Source organism: Mixta sp. BE291 (genome assembly GCF_031457955.1).
GTDB lineage: Bacteria > Pseudomonadota > Gammaproteobacteria > Enterobacterales > Enterobacteriaceae > Mixta.
Genome location: NZ_JAVDXN010000016.1, coordinates 15,295 through 32,696 on the forward strand (window position 1 = coordinate 15,295; position 17,402 = coordinate 32,696).

The following is a 17,402-nucleotide window of genomic DNA, read 5'->3' on the forward strand; positions in this document are numbered from 1 at the left end:
CGCATCCGTGGATGCGCTTTATAATGCTTATTTTACGCGTGAGACGTATTCGCCAGAGCGGGTGTCAACTTTGATCACTTCGCCGATCTGTACAAATAACGGCACTTTAACCACTGCGCCAGTGGTCAGCGTCGCCGGTTTGCCGCCAGTACCAGCGGTGTCGCCTTTCAGGCCCGGATCGGTATCAACAATTTCCAGCTCAACAAAGTTCGGCGGCGTAACGGTAATCGGGCTACCGTTCCACAGGGTCACGATGCACTCGGCCTGATCCAGCAGCCATTTCGCATTTTCACCTACGGCTTTGCTATCCGCAGCCAGCTGTTCGAAGGTTTCGTTGTTCATGAAATGCCAGAACTCACCGTCGTTATAGAGGTAAGTCAGGTTCATATCCACTACGTCTGCGCCTTCGGCGGAATCGGTAGATTTAAAAGTTTTTTCGATCAGCTTGCCGGTTAACAGACGACGCATCTTAACGCGTGCGAACGCCTGGCCTTTGCCCGGTTTAACAAACTCACTGGATTCGATAGCATAAGGCTCGCCTTCGAACATGATTTTGAGACCGTTGCGAAAATCGTTGCTAGAATAAGTCGCCATAAAGGCCCTCTACAATTAATACTGGTACTTAGCCAAAAAAATGGCACACATTGTAACCCTAAATACCCCATCCAGAGAAGATTGGTTGCAACAACTTGCAGACGTCATCACTGAACCTCATGAATTACTACGCTTTTTAGCGTTGGATCATCATCCTCAGCTCACTGCCGGAGAGGATGCGCGGCGGCTTTTTGCCCTGCGCGTGCCGCGTGCGTTTGCGCAACGGATGAAAAAAGGCGATCCCAGCGATCCTCTGCTGCTGCAGGTGATCACCGATCGTCAGGAGTTTATTGACGCGCCTGGCTACAGTACCGATCCGCTGGATGAACAGAGCAGCGTGGTACCGGGGCTGCTGCATAAGTACCGCAACCGGGCGCTGCTGCTGGTAAAAGGCGGCTGTGCGGTGAATTGCCGCTACTGCTTCCGACGACATTTTCCCTATCAGGATAATCAGGGCAATAAGCGTAACTGGCAGCGGGCGCTGGACTATATTCGCGATCATGCCGAGCTGGACGAGATCATTTTCTCGGGCGGCGATCCGCTGATGGCGAAAGATCATGAGCTGGACTGGCTGATCGGCGAACTGGAAGCGATCCCGCATTTAAAACGTCTGCGTATTCACAGCCGCTTGCCGGTGGTGATCCCCGCGCGCATTACCGAAGGGCTGTGCCAGCGCCTGGCGAACTCACGCCTGCAAGTGCTGATGGTGACCCATATCAACCATGCGCAGGAGATTGATGAGGCGCTGCGCCAGGGCATCGCTATGCTGAAGCGAGCGGGCGTCACCCTGCTTAACCAGAGCGTGCTGCTGCGCGGCATTAACGATGATGCCGCTACGCTGGCGGCGCTCAGCAATGCGCTGTTCGATGCCGGAATACTGCCCTATTACCTGCATGTGCTGGATAAAGTGCAGGGTGCGGCGCATTTTTACGTCTCGGACGAGGCGGCGCGCGCCATTATGCGGCAGCTGCTGGGGTTGGTTTCTGGCTATCTGGTGCCAAAACTGGCGCGGGAAATCGGCGGTGAGCCAAGTAAAACACCGCTCGATCTGCAACTCAGACAATCCTGAAGCCGCGTCCGGTAAGCGTTTATTACCGGACGCCCGCCTGATAATTAAAAATCGTAAACCAGCGTCAGCGCTAACGTATTATCGCGCGGCTGGTTGAGTGTATTAGCATGAGAAATACAGTTAATTTTATACTCTGCTGTCGCCCGGAACTGTGAATTAAAAGGATAGACCAGGAATAAATTGACCATTTTGAGCAGTTCGGCCTTATCTACCCCCTCAATATTAAACCCTAACGTCTGCAAATAACCCACGGCCAATGAAAATTTATAGGGCGTTTTATAACTGATAACCCCCTCAAAGAGCCGGGCGTTATTAATGAAACCAGGCGTGTGCAGATAAGGATGCGTATAGGGATACATATGACGCATTTCAGAATAGAACGCTGCAATATAAAAAGGGTCTGGATCATATTTAGCACCAATAATCCATGCCGAGGCTTCTTGTTTGGTTGGCAGCAGAGCCGCCTGCTGTTGAGTATGATGCGAACGGCTCCATGCGCCAGCCAGCGTCAACGGTATCTGCGCAGCATGCCAGCTTAAAGAGATGCCGTAACCGCGTCCGTGCTGCCTGTCGACGCCGCGTTTCTTGCTGCTGTTGCGCGTCTGGAACTGGAGGCCGAGGTCTAAACCCTCTACCAGCGAGAAGAAATTTTTATTGTGATAGCTCAGCAGCCCGCTGGCTTTTTGCATCATAAAATTATCAACTTTCGACGTCGCACTGCCGTACACAGCGAAAATATTCGTAAGGTAAGAAACGTCATAAATAATACCGTCATTACGGCCATAGCTTAATGAGCCGTACTTACCCGCGCTTACGCCTGCATAGCCGTAACGGGTATAGTCGTTATCTATGCCCTCCGCCTCTGTGCCGAAGGCAGGGAAATCATGTTCAAAACGCATATAAGCGCTGATATTTTCAGTTAATTCGCTTTCTGCCAGAAAGTTAAGGCGAACTTTGGATATATCGCCGTTAAACTGCTGGGTATCACTGATAATATGTCGCGCAAGGATGCGCCCGTTAAGATAAACTTTACTGGCATTGTTATTATAGATTTCTGCTGCGCCTGCTGGCATTGTCGCTGCGATTAACCATAGCAGTGCGTTAACCTGCATTTTCATTTGCATGATGATTTACCTTCCCTGAAATTAAAGGTTAGTGCATGTTGATAAAATCCACGATATACCTGTCATCTGATGTCAATAAAACTGGCGCTTAATTTCTTTTTTAATTGTTTTATAGGGCTGCTGCTGCGCCAGCATGGTTAATAAGCCATGGCATTTAGGTAAGATATGCGCCAGATGTAATTTAACGCTTTGGCAAAAATAGTTATGGCGGGGAATACCGCTGCGATCGGGCATAAAACGGTATTTAGGGCAGCCGCCGTTGCATAAAGGCCGATATTCACAGCCGTTACAGCTGCTACCCGCCGCCACCTGTTTGCTTCTGGCAAACGCCAGATTTTGCGGTGAGTTAACCAGTGATGTTAAATCCGCATGGTTGATATTGCCCAGCCGGTGTTGCGGGAAAACGAAGTGATCGCATGAATAAACATCGCCGTTGGCCTCAACAATCAGATTACCGCCGCAGGTTTCACCCAGCGTACAGGCGGCATTTTGCCCGACCATTTTGCTGAGCATCTGCTCGATGTTCATGACAAATACCGTGCCGAGATCGTTAAGCAGCCAGCAATCAAAAATGCGATTAAGGAAGGTTCCCCACTTAATGGGATCAACGGACCATGCTGCGACCTGACAAGCACCGGTAAAATCGGGGTGAACCAGCGTCAGGCCATGCTTATCGGGCTGAGCGGCCACCCTTTCCGCCAGCGGAATAAACTGCATATAGCGGCTGCCGATACGCTTCAGGAAGTTATAGATCTCAACGGGGTGCTTAACGTTTTCCGCGCTGACCACCGTAAGCGTATTCCACTCAACATCATGACGCTTTAGCGCCTCAATCCCCGCCATAACCGCGTCGAAACAGCTTTTTCCGGCGGTGGTTTTGCGATAGCGATCGTGATGTAGCTGATTACCATCAAGCGAAACGCCGACTAAAAAGTGGTGCTGTTTAAAGAAAGCGGCCCACTTGTCATCAATATTGACGCCGTTGCTCTGGAAGTAATTATTAATGGTTTTGCTACCGCGATACGCTGCCTGTAGCCTGACTGCCCGTTGGTAAAAATCAAGGCCGGGCAGCGTTGGCTCTCCTCCCTGCCACAGGAAATCAACGACGTTAGCCTGCTGGGCCGCAATGGTCTTTTGGATATAGTTTTTGAGCGTGACATCGTCCATTCGCCAGGCCTGTTTACGGCCTGGATAAAGCTGCGCTTTTTCAAGATAAAAGCAGTAGTCGCAGGCGATATTGCAGACAGAGCCACCCGGCTTGGCCATCAACTGGAAGTTATTAATGTATTCAGCCGACATGGCTCATCGTCCTTTGATTATCAGTAAACCCATTCGGTCTCTTTTTTACACTGCTGGTAAGCGGGCAAAGTAAAATGTAACGGCCAGAGCGGCTGCGCATTTTTCTTTTGCCAGTGGGTTAACTTGCCGCTGAGTTCATTCAGCTTAGTATTATTCTGAGCGGCAATATTATGCAGCTCATCCGCATCCTTGCTTAAGTTATAAAGCTCCGTTTTTTTCTGATCGTCCGATCGCCATAGTTTATAGTCTCCCTGCCTGACGGCATGCAGCGGCGGTTGTGACCAGAATAGTGTCCTGTCTGCCTGCGGATGCGCTAACAGCGTCAACAGATCCTGCCCGTCCAGCTGCGCCGGCAATGTTTTTTGCGGCGCGGCGGCTTTTAAAATAGTGGGAAGAATATCTAATGATGAGACCATTTGGTCACTGATTTTCTGCGGCTTGACTTTGTTTCCCCATGACATAATAAAAGGCACGCGGACGCCGCCTTCCAGATAGGTAAACTTGCCTGCGCCCAGCGCGCTGGTGCATTCACAAAAGCCGAACTGATTCGGGCAGCCGTTATCGGAAATAAAAAATATCAGCGTATTGTCGCGTTGTCCGGTCGCGTCCAGCGTGTCCAGTACCCGCCCGATATTATCATCCACCGCCGAGATCATTGCCGCATAGGTACGGCGAATCGGATCCTGAATATTTTTATGCAGGTCGTAATAACGCTGCGGCACCTGTAGCGGCCAGTGCGGAGCGTTGTAGGAGAGGTGTAAATACCAGGGCTGCTTTTGCTGCTGCTGAACATAGTCAACCGCCCGATCGGTCAAATCGGTAGTTAAATAGCGATCGAAGTTATCCACTTTTTTACGCGCTTTACCGCTATAAATTTCCGCGCCCGGACGGCGTTTGTCCAGCGGGTAATGCTCTCTGGCGGTAAGCGTGGTAACTATCCCCGGCGTTTTTGGATTGACATATACCGTTTCGCCAGTCAGGAAGCCATAAAAGTCATCAAAACCGCGCTGCGTTGGATAAAATTCCTCCCCGCTACCAAGGTGCCACTTCCCAATCAAATTGGTGTGGTAGCCCAGATCTTTCAGGTAGTTAGCGATAGTTAATTCGTTTGTTGGCAGCCCTGCTGACTTATCTTTATTGTCATCAATATTGTAAGTAAAGCCGAAGCGTTGAGGGTAACGCCCGGTAAGCAAGGCGGCCCGTGATACCGCTGAGACGGAGGCGGCGACATAACCGTTGCGAAAGGCCACGCCGGATTTGGCGAGCCGATCGATATTCGGCGTATTAACCTGCTGATAACCATAATAAGAAATATCAGGCAGCGCTAAATCGTCCACCATAATCACCAGTACATTCGGCGATGCCGCCGGAGCAACCGGCGCGGCGAAGGTCGGCGCGGCTAAGGCCGCCGTTAGCGCCAGTGAGGCGCATGTTCTTTTCATTAATTATCTCCTTTATGCAGATTGATACTGACCAGCGGGCTTTCTTTCCAGCCGTAGCGTACCGCTTTGACCTGAAGGCGCTTGCCGTTTGGCGGCGGCGTAAAGCTGCCGTTATACAGCTCCCAGTTAACGCCATCGAAGCTATAGCCGATTGATGCGTTATCGGTTCGGTTAGCGATATAGATCTTGCCGTCTACTTCATCCTGTACCACCACCGGAGCCAGCGTTACCCGTTGCTGGCCTTGTTCATCAAGCAGATCGGCCACCATACGATCTTCATCAACCAGGTTCATATCATTGCCGCCATTGCGCCACCGGCTCATCTCCTCGCGTAGCTGCTGTAATACGGCGAGATAGCGTGGGTTATCCGCAACATTATGGGTTTGCGCCGGATCGCTGGATAAATCGTACAGTTCTTCTTTTGGACGCAGTGCAAACCAGCTGCTCTGCTCTGCGCTTAGCTGATGAGCTGCGTTTGCCTGGTTCAGCGCCTGGGTAATGCCCAGCCCATTGCGAAAGGCAATAGAGGTTCCGCCAGGTGTGCTGTCCATATTACGCACATATTGATATTTATGGCTGCGGATAAACCAGGAACGCATATTTGCCTCATCCATTCTGCCGCGGCTGGCGTAAACATATTCGCGCTGTGGCGCATCAGGTTGAATAAGATTGATGCCTTGCATATAAGTGGGCGCGGCGACGCTCGCCATGCCTAAAATAGTCGGCGCGAGATCCTCAAAAGAGACTAAGCGGTCATCGTACTCGCCAGGCTTTTTCCAGTGCGCAGGCTGATATTTTTGCGGCATATAAATAATCAGCGGAACATGCGTGCCGGAATCATAACCTTCACGTTTATGACGCGGCAGGCCATCCCCGTTATCCGCTGTAAAAATAACGATAGTATTATCCCAAAGCTTATCCTGCTTTAGTTTTTTAATAATGTCGCCAACCTGTTGATCCATAATCTGGATATTATCGTAATGAATAGCGAGCTCTTTACGCGTTTCAGGCGTATCCCGCCAATAGCTGGCAATATTTACCGTGGCGGGATCGGTGGGTTTATAATGGTATTTCTCTCTGACTTTACGCCATAAATCGACCATTGAGGCAAACTCCGCCGGTGCGCTTTCGTGGGTAAACAGCGCCGACTCATGGGTAATTTGTGGGTTTAGATTAATGAAGAAAGGTTTGTCCTGCAGATCAAAGTTGCGCCACGCTGCGGGCACCAGCAGATCGTCAAAATTGCTGTAGGTGCCGTTTTTGCTCCACAGACTAAAAGGCCCCGGATCGGTGAATCCATTGCTGAACTGATAATCCGTTTTAACGTCGTTATAGGTAAAGTAACCTGCCCGGCGCAGCAGCTCAGGATAGCCTTTGATTTCCGCTGGCGGCACGCCAACATAGCCGCCCGCAGGACGGCTGGCAGTACGCATATGCTGTAGGCCGATTTGATGCGAAAACACGCCGGTAATCAACCCCGCCCGCGATGGTGAACTTACCCCGGCCATAGTGAACGCCTGAGTGAAAGTCACACCCTCTTTTGCCAGCGCGTCCAGATGAGGCGTCTTCGCGATCTTATCGCCGTACACGCCCAGCCGGGTATTCATATCTTCAGCGGCAATTAAAATAATGTTTGGTCGCTCTGCATTCCGTTGTGCCTGGAAAGGAGTAGTTTTTGCCTGAGCGCCGTGGGTTAACGCGATTAATAACGCACTGGAGATCAGCGTTTTCTTCATTTAGGTTACCTCTGTTCCGTGGTCTCTACGCTCTATTTCCCCTGGTAGGCCGCCTGAATAAAAAGCGAAAAAAAACCTAAGCCAGCAACACTTTAAAAAAAAAGCATTGTTGGCTTAGGTTTTGCCTGTTAAACAGTAACAATCCTGGGGGAGCAGCGCTAAGGTTATTCCTGTAGCGATTCATCGGCAAGACGTTTTTTTTGGCTTTTTCGCTTTTGTGATAGACATCATTTAATCAAGCGACATGTTATTAACGGTATAACTATTAATTAATAAAGCAACAGATGCTAAATTATATCGCTAATTATTTTATTTAAACAACATGATAAATTTATCGCAACATCGCTGCCAACATTATGATTGATAATTAACTGTTCTCGTTATGGCTAATTTTTATTTAACCTTTCAATTGCCCGTTATTTTACGATATAAAGTAAAAGCTCGTTAGCGCATAGTTATACAAGGCGTTACGATGAAAAATCTCACTTATTTTCCGCTATTATTTAATGGACATATCTGTTATCGCCCATGCCAGTAATAACGGCAGCGCAACGAAAGGTATGGTGTTAGTAAAAGAAAGAACTGCGTTACGCCGACCACGATCACCGTGTCGGCATAACGCTACAGATTATGGCTGTTGAAAAGTGCTTACGGGCACTTATAGACCTGGCCGGTCATTTTGCTGTCGAGCGGAGCGAAGCTGGACCAGATATTTTGCGTCGGGCTGGTCGCGCCATAAATGACATTGCCGCCCATCTCGGCTGCACGGTTACGTAGATCATTTGCCGCGCCGCGCAGAGAACTGTTTTCACCACCAGCGCCGCTCAGCCAGTTGCTCTGGCTACCGGTAATTTCACCCAGAAGCTGGCAGGTACTGCCCGGTTGCTGATCGGTAAAAGTAACGCGCTGGCCTGCCGCACTTAGATCTTTGGAGGTGCTACAACCCGCCAGCAGCAGCGCTGCTGCAGAAAGCCCCAGCAAGACTTTAATCCGCATGTGATTCCTCATTTATTATCGTCAGTATCCGGTCTGAGCGTACCAGAAAAGAGAGCATTTTCTTAAGCATCCCTTGCCAAACACGCGCAGTGTAAACCTGTGCGTTTACTTATACCTTTTTCAGCGCCAAAAGAAAAACCCCCTGCCATTTCTGACAGGGGGTTTCGCTATAAACTTAAGCCGTTGGGGGCGATTACATCATGCCGCCCATACCGCCCATGCCGCCCATACCACCAGCAGCACCTAAGTCACCTTTGTCTTCTTTCGGCAGGTCAGTCACCATACATTCGGTGGTGATCATCAGACCAGCAACAGAAGCAGCGTACTGCAGCGCAGAACGGGTTACTTTAGTCGGGTCCAGGATACCGAAGTCGATCATGTTGCCGTATTCTTCGGTCGCCGCGTTGTAACCGTAGTTACCGTCGCCTGCTTTAACCATGTTCGCTACCACAGACGGCTCTTCACCGGCGTTGGAAACGATCTGACGCAGCGGAGACTCCATTGCGCGCAGCGCAACTTTGATACCCACGTTCTGATCTTCGTTCTGGCCAGTCAGCTCGGTCAGTTTCGCTGCAACACGCACCAGCGCAACACCGCCGCCTGCTACCACGCCTTCTTCTACCGCAGCACGGGTGGCGTGCAGGGCATCTTCAACGCGCGCTTTTTTCTCTTTCATTTCAACTTCAGTTGCTGCGCCAACTTTCAGTACGGCTACGCCGCCTGCCAGTTTCGCTACGCGCTCCTGCAGTTTTTCTTTGTCGTAGTCAGAGGTCGCTTCTTCGATCTGCTGGCGAATCTGAGATACGCGGCCCTGGATAGCGCCTTCTTCACCAGTACCATCGATGATGATGGTGGTGTCTTTGTTGATAACCACGCGTTTTGCCTGACCCAGGTCTTCCAGGGTGGCTTTTTCCAGCTCCATACCGATCTCTTCAGAGATCACGGTACCGCCGGTCAGGATAGCGATATCCTGCAGCATGGCTTTACGACGGTCGCCGAAGCCCGGTGCTTTCACCGCAGCCACTTTCACGATACCGCGCATGGTGTTAACCACCAGCGTAGCCAGCGCTTCACCTTCAACGTCTTCAGCAACGATCAGCAGCGGCTTGCTGGCTTTCGCGACCGCTTCCAGTACCGGCAGCAGTTCACGGATGTTAGAAACTTTTTTATCAACCAGCAGGATGAACGGCGCGTCCAGCTCTACTGCGCCGGTTTCCGGCTTGTTGATGAAGTAAGGAGAGAGGTAGCCACGGTCGAACTGCATACCTTCAACTACGTCCAGCTCGTCCTGCAGGCCGGTGCCTTCTTCAACGGTGATAACGCCTTCTTTGCCCACTTTTTCCATCGCCTGAGCAATCAGGGTACCTACGGTCTCGTCGGAGTTAGCGGAGATGGTACCAACCTGAGCGATAGCTTTGGAATCAGAGCACGGTACAGACAGCGCTTTCAGCTCTTCAACAGCGGCGATAACGGCTTTATCGATACCGCGTTTCAGATCCATCGGGTTCATGCCCGCAGCAACGGCTTTCAGGCCTTCGTTAACGATGGACTGCGCCAGTACGGTTGCGGTGGTAGTGCCGTCGCCTGCGGTGTCGTTCGCTTTAGAGGCAACTTCCTTCACCATCTGCGCGCCCATATTTTCGAACTTGTCTTCCAGTTCGATTTCGCGTGCAACGGAGACGCCATCTTTAGTGATGGTCGGCGAACCGAAAGATTTGTCCAGCACCACGTTACGGCCTTTCGGGCCCAGGGTAACTTTCACTGCGTCTGCCAGGATGTTCACGCCGCGCAGCATTTTTACACGCGCGTCATTACCGAATTTTACGTCTTTAGCTGCCATTTGAAATTTCCCTTAAATTCGTATGTTCGATGTGGTTTTTGCCTAATCAGGCTTCAACGATTGCCAGAATGTCGCTTTCAGAGATGATCAGTACGTCTTCGTTATCGATCTTCTCGGTTTTAGCGCCGTAACCTTCGTTAAAAATCACAACGTCGCCCACTTTCACATCCAGCGGCTGCACGCTGCCGTTTTCCAGGATGCGACCATTGCCTACAGCCAACACTTCGCCACGGGTAGATTTAGCCGCCGCGGAGCCGGTCAGAACGATGCCGCCAGCAGATTTGGATTCAACTTCTTTACGCTTGACGATAACGCGATCGTGCAATGGACGAATGTTCATTTGATAGCTCTCCTTTGAGAAGTCCAATCAGTCATTTTAGGGATGAATGCCGGGCTTATGGGCTTCCGGCCTCGTGGCTCAAGAGATAGGGACAGACGCGATCGCTTTCAAGGGGCAGGCCAAAAAAAATTTTGTTTGGGATGCATTTGCCGACCCGGCTCTGCGATAAAAAGAAAAAGAAGGGCGGCTATTGCCGCCCTTCTCTGGGGTAAACCGATTATCGATCGTGATGATCTTTATCGTGGCCGATACGATCGCTCTCTTTACGCTCGTATTCGCCTTCCATGGTGTAACCGCTGTCAGGGCCTGCGCCCGGCCCGCGCCAGACGCGCAGGTGCGGCATTAACTTCAGCGTTAAATGCTTTTGTACCGGCGGCAGCAGCAACAGCAGGCCAAGGAAGTCGGTAAAGAAGCCCGGCAGCAGCAGCAGAAAACCGGCAATAATCAGCGAAACGCTTTTGATCATCTCTGTGGCCGGGCTTTCGCCCTGCGCCAGCTTCTGCTGCATCAGCATAAAATTCTTCATGCCCTGATTTTTCACCAGCGATACGCCGATTGCCGAGGTAAAGATCACCAGCAGCATGGTCAGCAACACGCCCAGTACATGCGCCACCTGAATAAACAAGGTGATCTCAATCCAGGCGAATAAAAACAGTATTAATAACGGTAACCAGCGCACCGTATTCTCCTTTAGTGGGGCCGTCACGCCTGCGGCGCAGCGGCGAAATTCGTCAGTTCAAACGCCCGCAACCTGCGTTTTGGCGTTTACGTCATGGCACATGATGACGCAGTTAAGTCACAGAGATGGGTACATGCACGCTAATTTTCAACCAGTATGCCGGATTTTTCCCACCTGTGACCATTTTGGGATTATGATCAGCCATAAACCACATCACCTGTAACGATGTAACCGGTAGCTCTGACAAGAAGGTTCCCATGGCAAATAACATTCGTATCGAAGAAGACCTGTTAGGCATGCGCGAAGTTCCGGCGGATGCCTGGTACGGCGTTCATACTTTGCGTGCGATTGAGAATTTCTGTATCAGCAGCCACAAAATCAGCGATATTCCTGAGTTTGTGCGCGGCATGGTAATGGTGAAGAAAGCGGCGGCGTTGGCGAACAAAGAGCTGCAAACCATTCCCCGTCATATTGCCAACACCATTATTCAGGCCTGTGATGAGGTGTTGAATAACGGGAAATGCATGGATCAGTTCCCGGTTGATGTTTATCAGGGCGGCGCAGGCACCTCGGTAAATATGAATACCAACGAGGTGCTGGCTAACATCGGGCTTGAACTGATGGGGCATCAGAAAGGGGAATATCAGTATCTCAACCCCAACGATCACGTTAACAAATGCCAGTCCACCAACGATGCTTATCCTACCGGTTTCCGTATCGCCGTTTACGCCTCTATCCTGAAATTATTGGATGCCATCGCACAACTGGGCGACGGTTTTGAGCGTAAAGCAGTAGAGTTTGCCACCGTTTTGAAGATGGGCCGCACGCAGCTACAGGATGCGGTGCCGATGACGCTGGGGCAGGAATTTCACGCGTTCAATGTGTTGCTGAAAGAAGAGATTAAAAATATCACCCGCACCGCCGAACTGCTGCTGGAGGTCAATCTTGGCGCCACCGCTATCGGCACGCGTCTGAATACGCCCGATGGCTATCAGCAGCTGGCAGTAGAGAAACTGGCGGAAGTCAGCAACCTGCCGGTTACGCCCGCAGAAGATCTGATTGAAGCCACCTCCGACTGCGGCGCTTACGTCATGGTGCATTCCGCGTTGAAACGCCTGGCGGTGAAACTGTCGAAAATCTGCAACGACCTGCGCCTGCTCTCGTCAGGCCCGCGTGCTGGCCTGAATGAGATCAATCTGCCGGAGCTGCAGGCAGGTTCTTCTATTATGCCCGCCAAGGTGAACCCGGTAGTGCCGGAAGTGGTGAACCAGGTGTGCTTTAAAGTGATTGGCAACGACACCACCGTGACCATGGCGTCCGAAGCGGGCCAGCTGCAGCTGAACGTGATGGAGCCGGTGATCGGCCAGGCGATGTTTGAATCGGTTCATATCCTGGCGAACGCCTGTTACAACCTGCTGGAAAAATGCGTTAACGGCATCACCGCCAACAAAGCGGTATGCGAAGCCTACGTCTTTAACTCTATCGGTATCGTTACCTATCTCAACCCTTACATTGGTCACCACAACGGTGATATCGTCGGGAAAATTTGTGCGGAAACCGGCAAAAGCGTCAGGGAAGTGGTGCTGGAACGCGGTCTGCTGACCGAGGCCGAACTGGACGATATTTTTTCTCTGCCTAATCTGATGCGTCCGGCTTATAAAGCCAAACGCTACACCGATGAAAATGAAAACTAAGCCCGACAGTTAACCTTTTGCAGGCACGTCTGTTCACTGAACAACGTGCCTTTTTTATTGGTGCAGCGCACAAATCATTAACCGCTTTTTATCATTCTTGTAAGGAGTCATATCATGGTGGGAGTAGAGCTGGTTATCGTTCTGCTGGCGATCTATCTGGGCGCCAGGCTGGGCGGTATCGGCATCGGTTTTGCGGGCGGGCTGGGCGTACTGATATTAGCGCTGCTCTGCCAGATGAAACCGGGCGCCATCCCGTTCGACGTTATCGAAATTATTATGGCGGTGATTTCCGCGATTGCCGCGATGCAGGTGGCGGGCGGTATGGATTACCTGGTCAGCCTGGCTGAGCGGCTGCTGCGCAAGCATCCCCGCTACGTGACCTTTCTTGCGCCGCTGGTGACCTATTTTATGACGCTGCTGGCGGGCACCGGTCATACCGCTTTTTCTACGCTGCCGGTGATTGCTGAAGTCGCCAAAGAGCAAGGCGTGCGGCCGTCGCGTCCGCTTTCCATCGCCGTCGTTGCTTCGCAGATTGCCATTACCGCCTCGCCGATTTCCGCTGCGGTGGTCTATTTCGCCGGTATTCTCGAGCCGCGCGGCATCGGTTATCTGGCGCTGCTGGCGGTGGCGATTCCCTCCACCATGGCGGCGATTTTTGTCGCGGCGCTGGTGACCAATTTCCTGGGCAAAGAGCTGCAGGACGATCCGGTGTATCAGGCGCGTCTGGCAAAAGGCGAAGTGACGCTGCGCGGCTCGCAGCAGTTTGTCGCGAAACCTGGCGCGAAACGCTCGGTGCTGCTGTTTCTGATCGGTATTGTGGCGGTGATGCTGTATGCCACCGCGATCAGCGACAATGTTGGGCTTATCCAGAACCCGCTGCTGCCGCGCAATGAAGCCATCGTGGTGTTTATGCTGACCATCGCCACGCTGATCTGCCTGAGCTGTAAAGTGGATACCGGCGCGATTCTTAATGCCAGCACCTTTAAATCAGGCATGAGCGCCTGTATCTGCGTGATGGGCGTCGCCTGGCTGGGGGATACCTTTGTAAAAGGACATATTGATGATATTCAGACGCTGGCCGGTGAGCTGCTGAATAATTATCCCTGGATGCTGGCGCTGGTGCTGTTTTTCGCCTCTACCCTGCTCTATTCGCAGGCGGCAACCACCAAAGCTCTGATGCCCGCCGCGCTGATGCTGGGCGTATCGCCGGTTACTGCCGTCGCCTCTTTTGCCGCTGTTTCCGCGCTGTTTGTCCTGCCTACCTACCCGACGCTGCTGGCGGCGGTGGAGATGGATGACACCGGCTCGACGCGCATCGGTAAATTTGTCTTTAACCATTCGTTTCTGATCCCCGGCACGCTGGCGATTGTGCTGTCGGTGGCGTTTGGTTTCCTGTTCGGTCATCTGTTTTTATAGCCTTTTCAGGTAGCCCGGCGCGTCCGGGTTACCTCTGCTTACTGCCTGTCAAAAATATCCGCCTCGCCCCATGCTATGATGGCTTTTTTACTCTCAGGAGCGAGCCATGACCTTATCTACCGCCGTCATTGTTCTCTGTACCGCACCCGACAGCGCCACTGCCGAACAGCTGGCCGATAAAGCGCTTGCGGCGCGGCTGGCCGCCTGCGTAACCGTCTTACCCGGCGCGACCTCATACTATGTCTGGCAGGGGCAGCGTGAAACTGCCCGCGAAGTGCAAATGCTGCTGAAAAGCGATGTTACCCACCAGCAGGCATTGATCGATCTGTTAAAAGCGGAACATCCTTACGATACGCCCGAACTGCTGGTGCTACCGGTACAACATGGAGAGAGTGATTACCTGTCATGGCTCAGCGCATCGCTTCGTTAATTTTATTATTTGTCAGTGGTTTTCTCTGCCTGCCTGCGCAGGCCGGGCTGTTTGATCGTGGCGCGCAAAGCGGGTTCGTGCCGGTTAATCAGGCCTTCTCGTTCGATTTCAGCCAGCAGGGCGATCAATTAACGCTGCGCTGGCAGGTCAAGCCGGGCTATTACCTCTATCGCCAGCAAATCAGCCTGACGGCAAAACAGGCAACGCTGGCGCCGCTGCGGTTGCCGGAAGGCCAGCCGCATGAAGATGAGTTTTACGGCAAAAGTGAAATCTATCCGCAGGATTTAACGGTTCCGGTGACCATTACGGAAGCGGGTGATAACGCCAGCGTGACGCTGCGCTATCAGGGCTGTGCCGCGGCGGGCTTTTGCTATCCGCCGGAAACGCGTGAAATCCCGCTGGCGGCGGTCACGGCGACGTCTGCCGCGTCGCCTTCTGCCTCTTCCGCCGCCGCACCTGTGGAATCAGAATCGCTCAACGCGCACGCCACGCCGCTGCCCTTCTCGCCGCTTTGGGCGTTGCTGATTGGTATCGGCGTTGCCTTTACGCCCTGCGTGTTGCCGATGTATCCGCTGATCTCCGGCATTATTCTTGGCGGCAATCGCCAGTTATCAAGCGGCCGCTTGCTGGCGCTGTCGATGGTATACGTCCAGGGCATGGCGCTGACCTATACGCTGCTGGGCGTGGTGGTTGCCGCCGCAGGCTTACGCTTTCAGGCGGCGCTGCAGCATCCTTACGTGCTGATCGCGCTCTCGCTGCTGTTTGTGCTGCTGGCGCTTTCGATGTTCGGCCTGTTTACCCTGCAGCTACCGGCCAGCCTGCAAACGCGCCTGACGCTGTGGAGCAACCGTCAGCGCGGCGGCTCTCTGCCCGGCGTATTTTTAATGGGCGCGCTGGCGGGTTTAATCTGCTCGCCCTGCACCACCGCGCCGCTCAGCGCCATTCTGCTTTATATTGCCCAAAGCGGTAATTTGCTGGCAGGCGCGGGCACGCTGTGGCTCTATGCGTTGGGCATGGGCCTGCCGCTGATTGCCGTGACGCTGTTTGGCAATCGCCTGCTGCCGAAAAATGGTCCGTGGATGCAGACGGTGAAAGAAGGATTCGGCTTTGTGATCCTGGCGCTGCCGGTGTTTTTACTGGAGCGCATCATCGGCGATAGCTGGGGGCTGCGGCTCTGGAGCCTGCTGGCGGCCAGCTTTTTTGCCTGGGCGTTTATTATCAGCCTGCAGGCGCGACGCGGCTGGCTGCGCGTGGCGCAAATCATGCTGCTGCTGGCGGCGCTGGTCAGCGCGCAACCGTTACAGCAATGGGCGTTTGGTACCGAGACCGCCGCTGCCCATAGCGAGCTGAACTTTACCCGCATCGGCAATGTCTCGCAGCTGGATGCGCAGCTACAGCAGGCGCAGGGCCAAATCACCATGCTGGATCTCTATGCTGACTGGTGCGTCGCCTGTAAAGAATTCAGCAAATATACCTTCAGCGATGCTGGCGTACAGCAGTCACTGGCGCAGATACGGCTGTTGCAGGCAGATGTCACCGCCAACACGCCGCAGGAGAGCGCCCTGTTGCAGCATTTACAGGTGCTGGGGCTGCCGACGATTCTGTTCTTTGACGCGCAGGGCAAGGAGATTCCCGGCTCGCGCGTAACCGGTTATCTGGATGCCGCCGCCTTTCAGGCGCATTTGCAGAAACTGGCGCGGTAAACGACACTGGAGTCTGGTTTAATGAACGAGCCTGCCGATTTACCGGCAGAGAAACGCTTACAGGAGATGTCTTACGTGCAACGTGAACAGGTACTCGACCACGCACTAAACGTACTGGAACATAATGGTCTTGCGGGCACCGTCTCGCTGGAAGAGCTGGCTGGTCAGGTCGCTGTCCCTTATGCGCAACTGCAGCGTTTCTGGCCCGACCGCGACGCGCTGCTGTATGACGCGCTGCGCTATCATGGTCAACAGATCGATAACTGGCGTCGTCAGCTGCTGCTGGACGACACCTTAAACGCCGAAGAAAAGCTGCTGGCCCGCTATAAGGTGCTGGAAGAGTCGGTGGGCAACGGTCGCTTTCCGGGCTGTTTGTTTATCGCCGCCTGCAGTTTCTATCCGCAGCCGGATCATCCGGTGCATCAGCTGGCGGAACAGCAGAAACGCGCCTCCTGGCAATATACCCATGAACTGTTAACCCTGCTGGGCACCGATAACCCGACGCTGGTGGCCGATCAGATGGAGCTGGTGCTGGAGGGCTGCTTGAGCAAGCTGTTGGTAAAACGGAATCAGCAGGATGTGGCGACCGCGCGCCGCCTGGCGGAAGATGTGCTGCATATTGCGCTGTGTCGGCGCAACGGCGCATTGACCTGACAATTTTTCATCAGAGTGCGTGAAAAGCAGGCGATCAACCGCATTTCCGTAACTTTTTCACAGAAAGCCGTTGACGCTTATCAGCCTTTACGGTTTAATGCGCCCCGTTGCCCGGATAGCTCAGTCGGTAGAGCAGGGGATTGAAAATCCCCGTGTCCTTGGTTCGATTCCGAGTCCGGGCACCACTATTTAAAGAACCCAGCCTATGGCTGGGTTTTTGCTTTCTGGGATTTGTCAGAAAACCGCATTCAGATTCCAACCTCAGGCCTGATAAGCACAGCGTTATCAGCCATCAGCCATCAGCCATCAGCCATCAGCCATCAGCCATCAGCCATCAGCCATCAGCCATCAGCCATCAGCCATCAGCCATCAGCCATCAGCCATCA

General features: G+C 52.8%; 15 protein-coding genes and 1 tRNA gene. 7 read left to right on the forward strand and 9 right to left on the reverse strand.

What is annotated here, in order from left to right:
* Window positions 1-27: 27 nt before the first annotated feature.
* On the reverse strand, window positions 28-594 hold the full coding sequence (gene efp / locus J2X14_RS20850; RefSeq protein WP_352413053.1) for an elongation factor P: 567 nt from the start codon (window positions 592-594) through the stop codon (window positions 28-30).
* 40 nt (window positions 595-634) lie between these two features.
* Between efp and epmB the strand changes: the two genes are divergently transcribed.
* Complete coding sequence (gene epmB, locus J2X14_RS20855; protein WP_352413054.1) at window positions 635-1,663, forward strand: EF-P beta-lysylation protein EpmB; 1,029 nt, start codon at window positions 635-637, stop codon at window positions 1,661-1,663.
* Window positions 1,664-1,707: 44 nt separating this feature from the next.
* Here epmB and J2X14_RS20860 read toward each other — a convergent pair whose 3' ends face one another.
* From J2X14_RS20860 to J2X14_RS20895, 8 genes are all read right to left on the reverse strand, one after another.
* Window positions 1,708-2,787, reverse strand: coding sequence for a porin (locus tag J2X14_RS20860; RefSeq protein WP_352413055.1), 1,080 nt, complete (start codon window positions 2,785-2,787; stop codon window positions 1,708-1,710).
* Between the two features lie 72 nt (window positions 2,788-2,859).
* On the reverse strand, window positions 2,860-4,086 hold the full coding sequence (locus J2X14_RS20865; protein WP_352413056.1) for an anaerobic sulfatase maturase: 1,227 nt from the start codon (window positions 4,084-4,086) through the stop codon (window positions 2,860-2,862).
* A gap of 20 nt (window positions 4,087-4,106) precedes the next feature.
* The gene (locus J2X14_RS20870) at window positions 4,107-5,528 is read right to left on the reverse strand and encodes a sulfatase-like hydrolase/transferase (protein WP_352413057.1); all 1,422 of its coding nucleotides are present in this window, start codon (window positions 5,526-5,528) and stop codon (window positions 4,107-4,109) included.
* A complete protein-coding gene (locus J2X14_RS20875; protein ID WP_352413058.1) occupies window positions 5,528-7,264 on the reverse strand; it encodes a sulfatase family protein in 1,737 nt (578 codons plus the stop codon). The genes J2X14_RS20870 and J2X14_RS20875 overlap by 1 nt, the downstream gene beginning before the upstream one ends.
* Window positions 7,265-7,912: 648 nt before the next feature.
* Complete coding sequence (locus tag J2X14_RS20880; protein ID WP_103059134.1) at window positions 7,913-8,260, reverse strand: DUF4156 domain-containing protein; 348 nt, start codon at window positions 8,258-8,260, stop codon at window positions 7,913-7,915.
* A gap of 193 nt (window positions 8,261-8,453) precedes the next feature.
* Window positions 8,454-10,100: a chaperonin GroEL gene (gene groL, locus J2X14_RS20885; RefSeq protein ID WP_352413059.1), complete on the reverse strand. Its 1,647-nt coding sequence runs from the start codon at window positions 10,098-10,100 to the stop codon at window positions 8,454-8,456.
* Between the two features lie 46 nt (window positions 10,101-10,146).
* Window positions 10,147-10,440 carry a co-chaperone GroES gene (locus tag J2X14_RS20890; RefSeq protein ID WP_352413060.1) on the reverse strand — a complete coding sequence of 98 codons (294 nt, stop codon included), beginning with the start codon at window positions 10,438-10,440 and terminating at the stop codon, window positions 10,147-10,149.
* A gap of 217 nt (window positions 10,441-10,657) precedes the next feature.
* Window positions 10,658-11,119 (reverse strand): FxsA family protein, encoded by a 462-nt coding sequence (locus J2X14_RS20895; RefSeq protein ID WP_352413061.1) that lies wholly within the window; start codon window positions 11,117-11,119, stop codon window positions 10,658-10,660.
* A 257-nt stretch (window positions 11,120-11,376) separates the two neighbouring features.
* Between J2X14_RS20895 and aspA the strand changes: the two genes are divergently transcribed.
* From aspA to J2X14_RS20925, 6 genes are all read left to right on the forward strand, one after another.
* Window positions 11,377-12,813 (forward strand): aspartate ammonia-lyase, encoded by a 1,437-nt coding sequence (aspA, locus tag J2X14_RS20900; RefSeq protein ID WP_352413062.1) that lies wholly within the window; start codon window positions 11,377-11,379, stop codon window positions 12,811-12,813.
* Window positions 12,814-12,927: 114 nt separating this feature from the next.
* A complete protein-coding gene (locus J2X14_RS20905; protein ID WP_352413063.1) occupies window positions 12,928-14,229 on the forward strand; it encodes an anaerobic C4-dicarboxylate transporter in 1,302 nt (433 codons plus the stop codon).
* A 106-nt stretch (window positions 14,230-14,335) separates the two neighbouring features.
* Window positions 14,336-14,659, forward strand: coding sequence for a divalent cation tolerance protein CutA (cutA, locus tag J2X14_RS20910; protein ID WP_352413064.1), 324 nt, complete (start codon window positions 14,336-14,338; stop codon window positions 14,657-14,659).
* Window positions 14,635-16,362, forward strand: a complete 1,728-nt coding sequence (locus J2X14_RS20915) for a protein-disulfide reductase DsbD (protein ID WP_352413065.1) — start codon at window positions 14,635-14,637, stop codon at window positions 16,360-16,362. Before cutA ends, J2X14_RS20915 begins: the two co-directional genes overlap by 25 nt.
* Window positions 16,363-16,437: 75 nt before the next feature.
* Window positions 16,438-17,016: a division control transcriptional repressor DicD gene (gene dicD / locus J2X14_RS20920; RefSeq protein WP_352413067.1), complete on the forward strand. Its 579-nt coding sequence runs from the start codon at window positions 16,438-16,440 to the stop codon at window positions 17,014-17,016.
* Between the two features lie 109 nt (window positions 17,017-17,125).
* A tRNA-Phe gene (locus tag J2X14_RS20925) sits at window positions 17,126-17,201 on the forward strand.
* Window positions 17,202-17,402 lie beyond the last annotated feature (201 nt).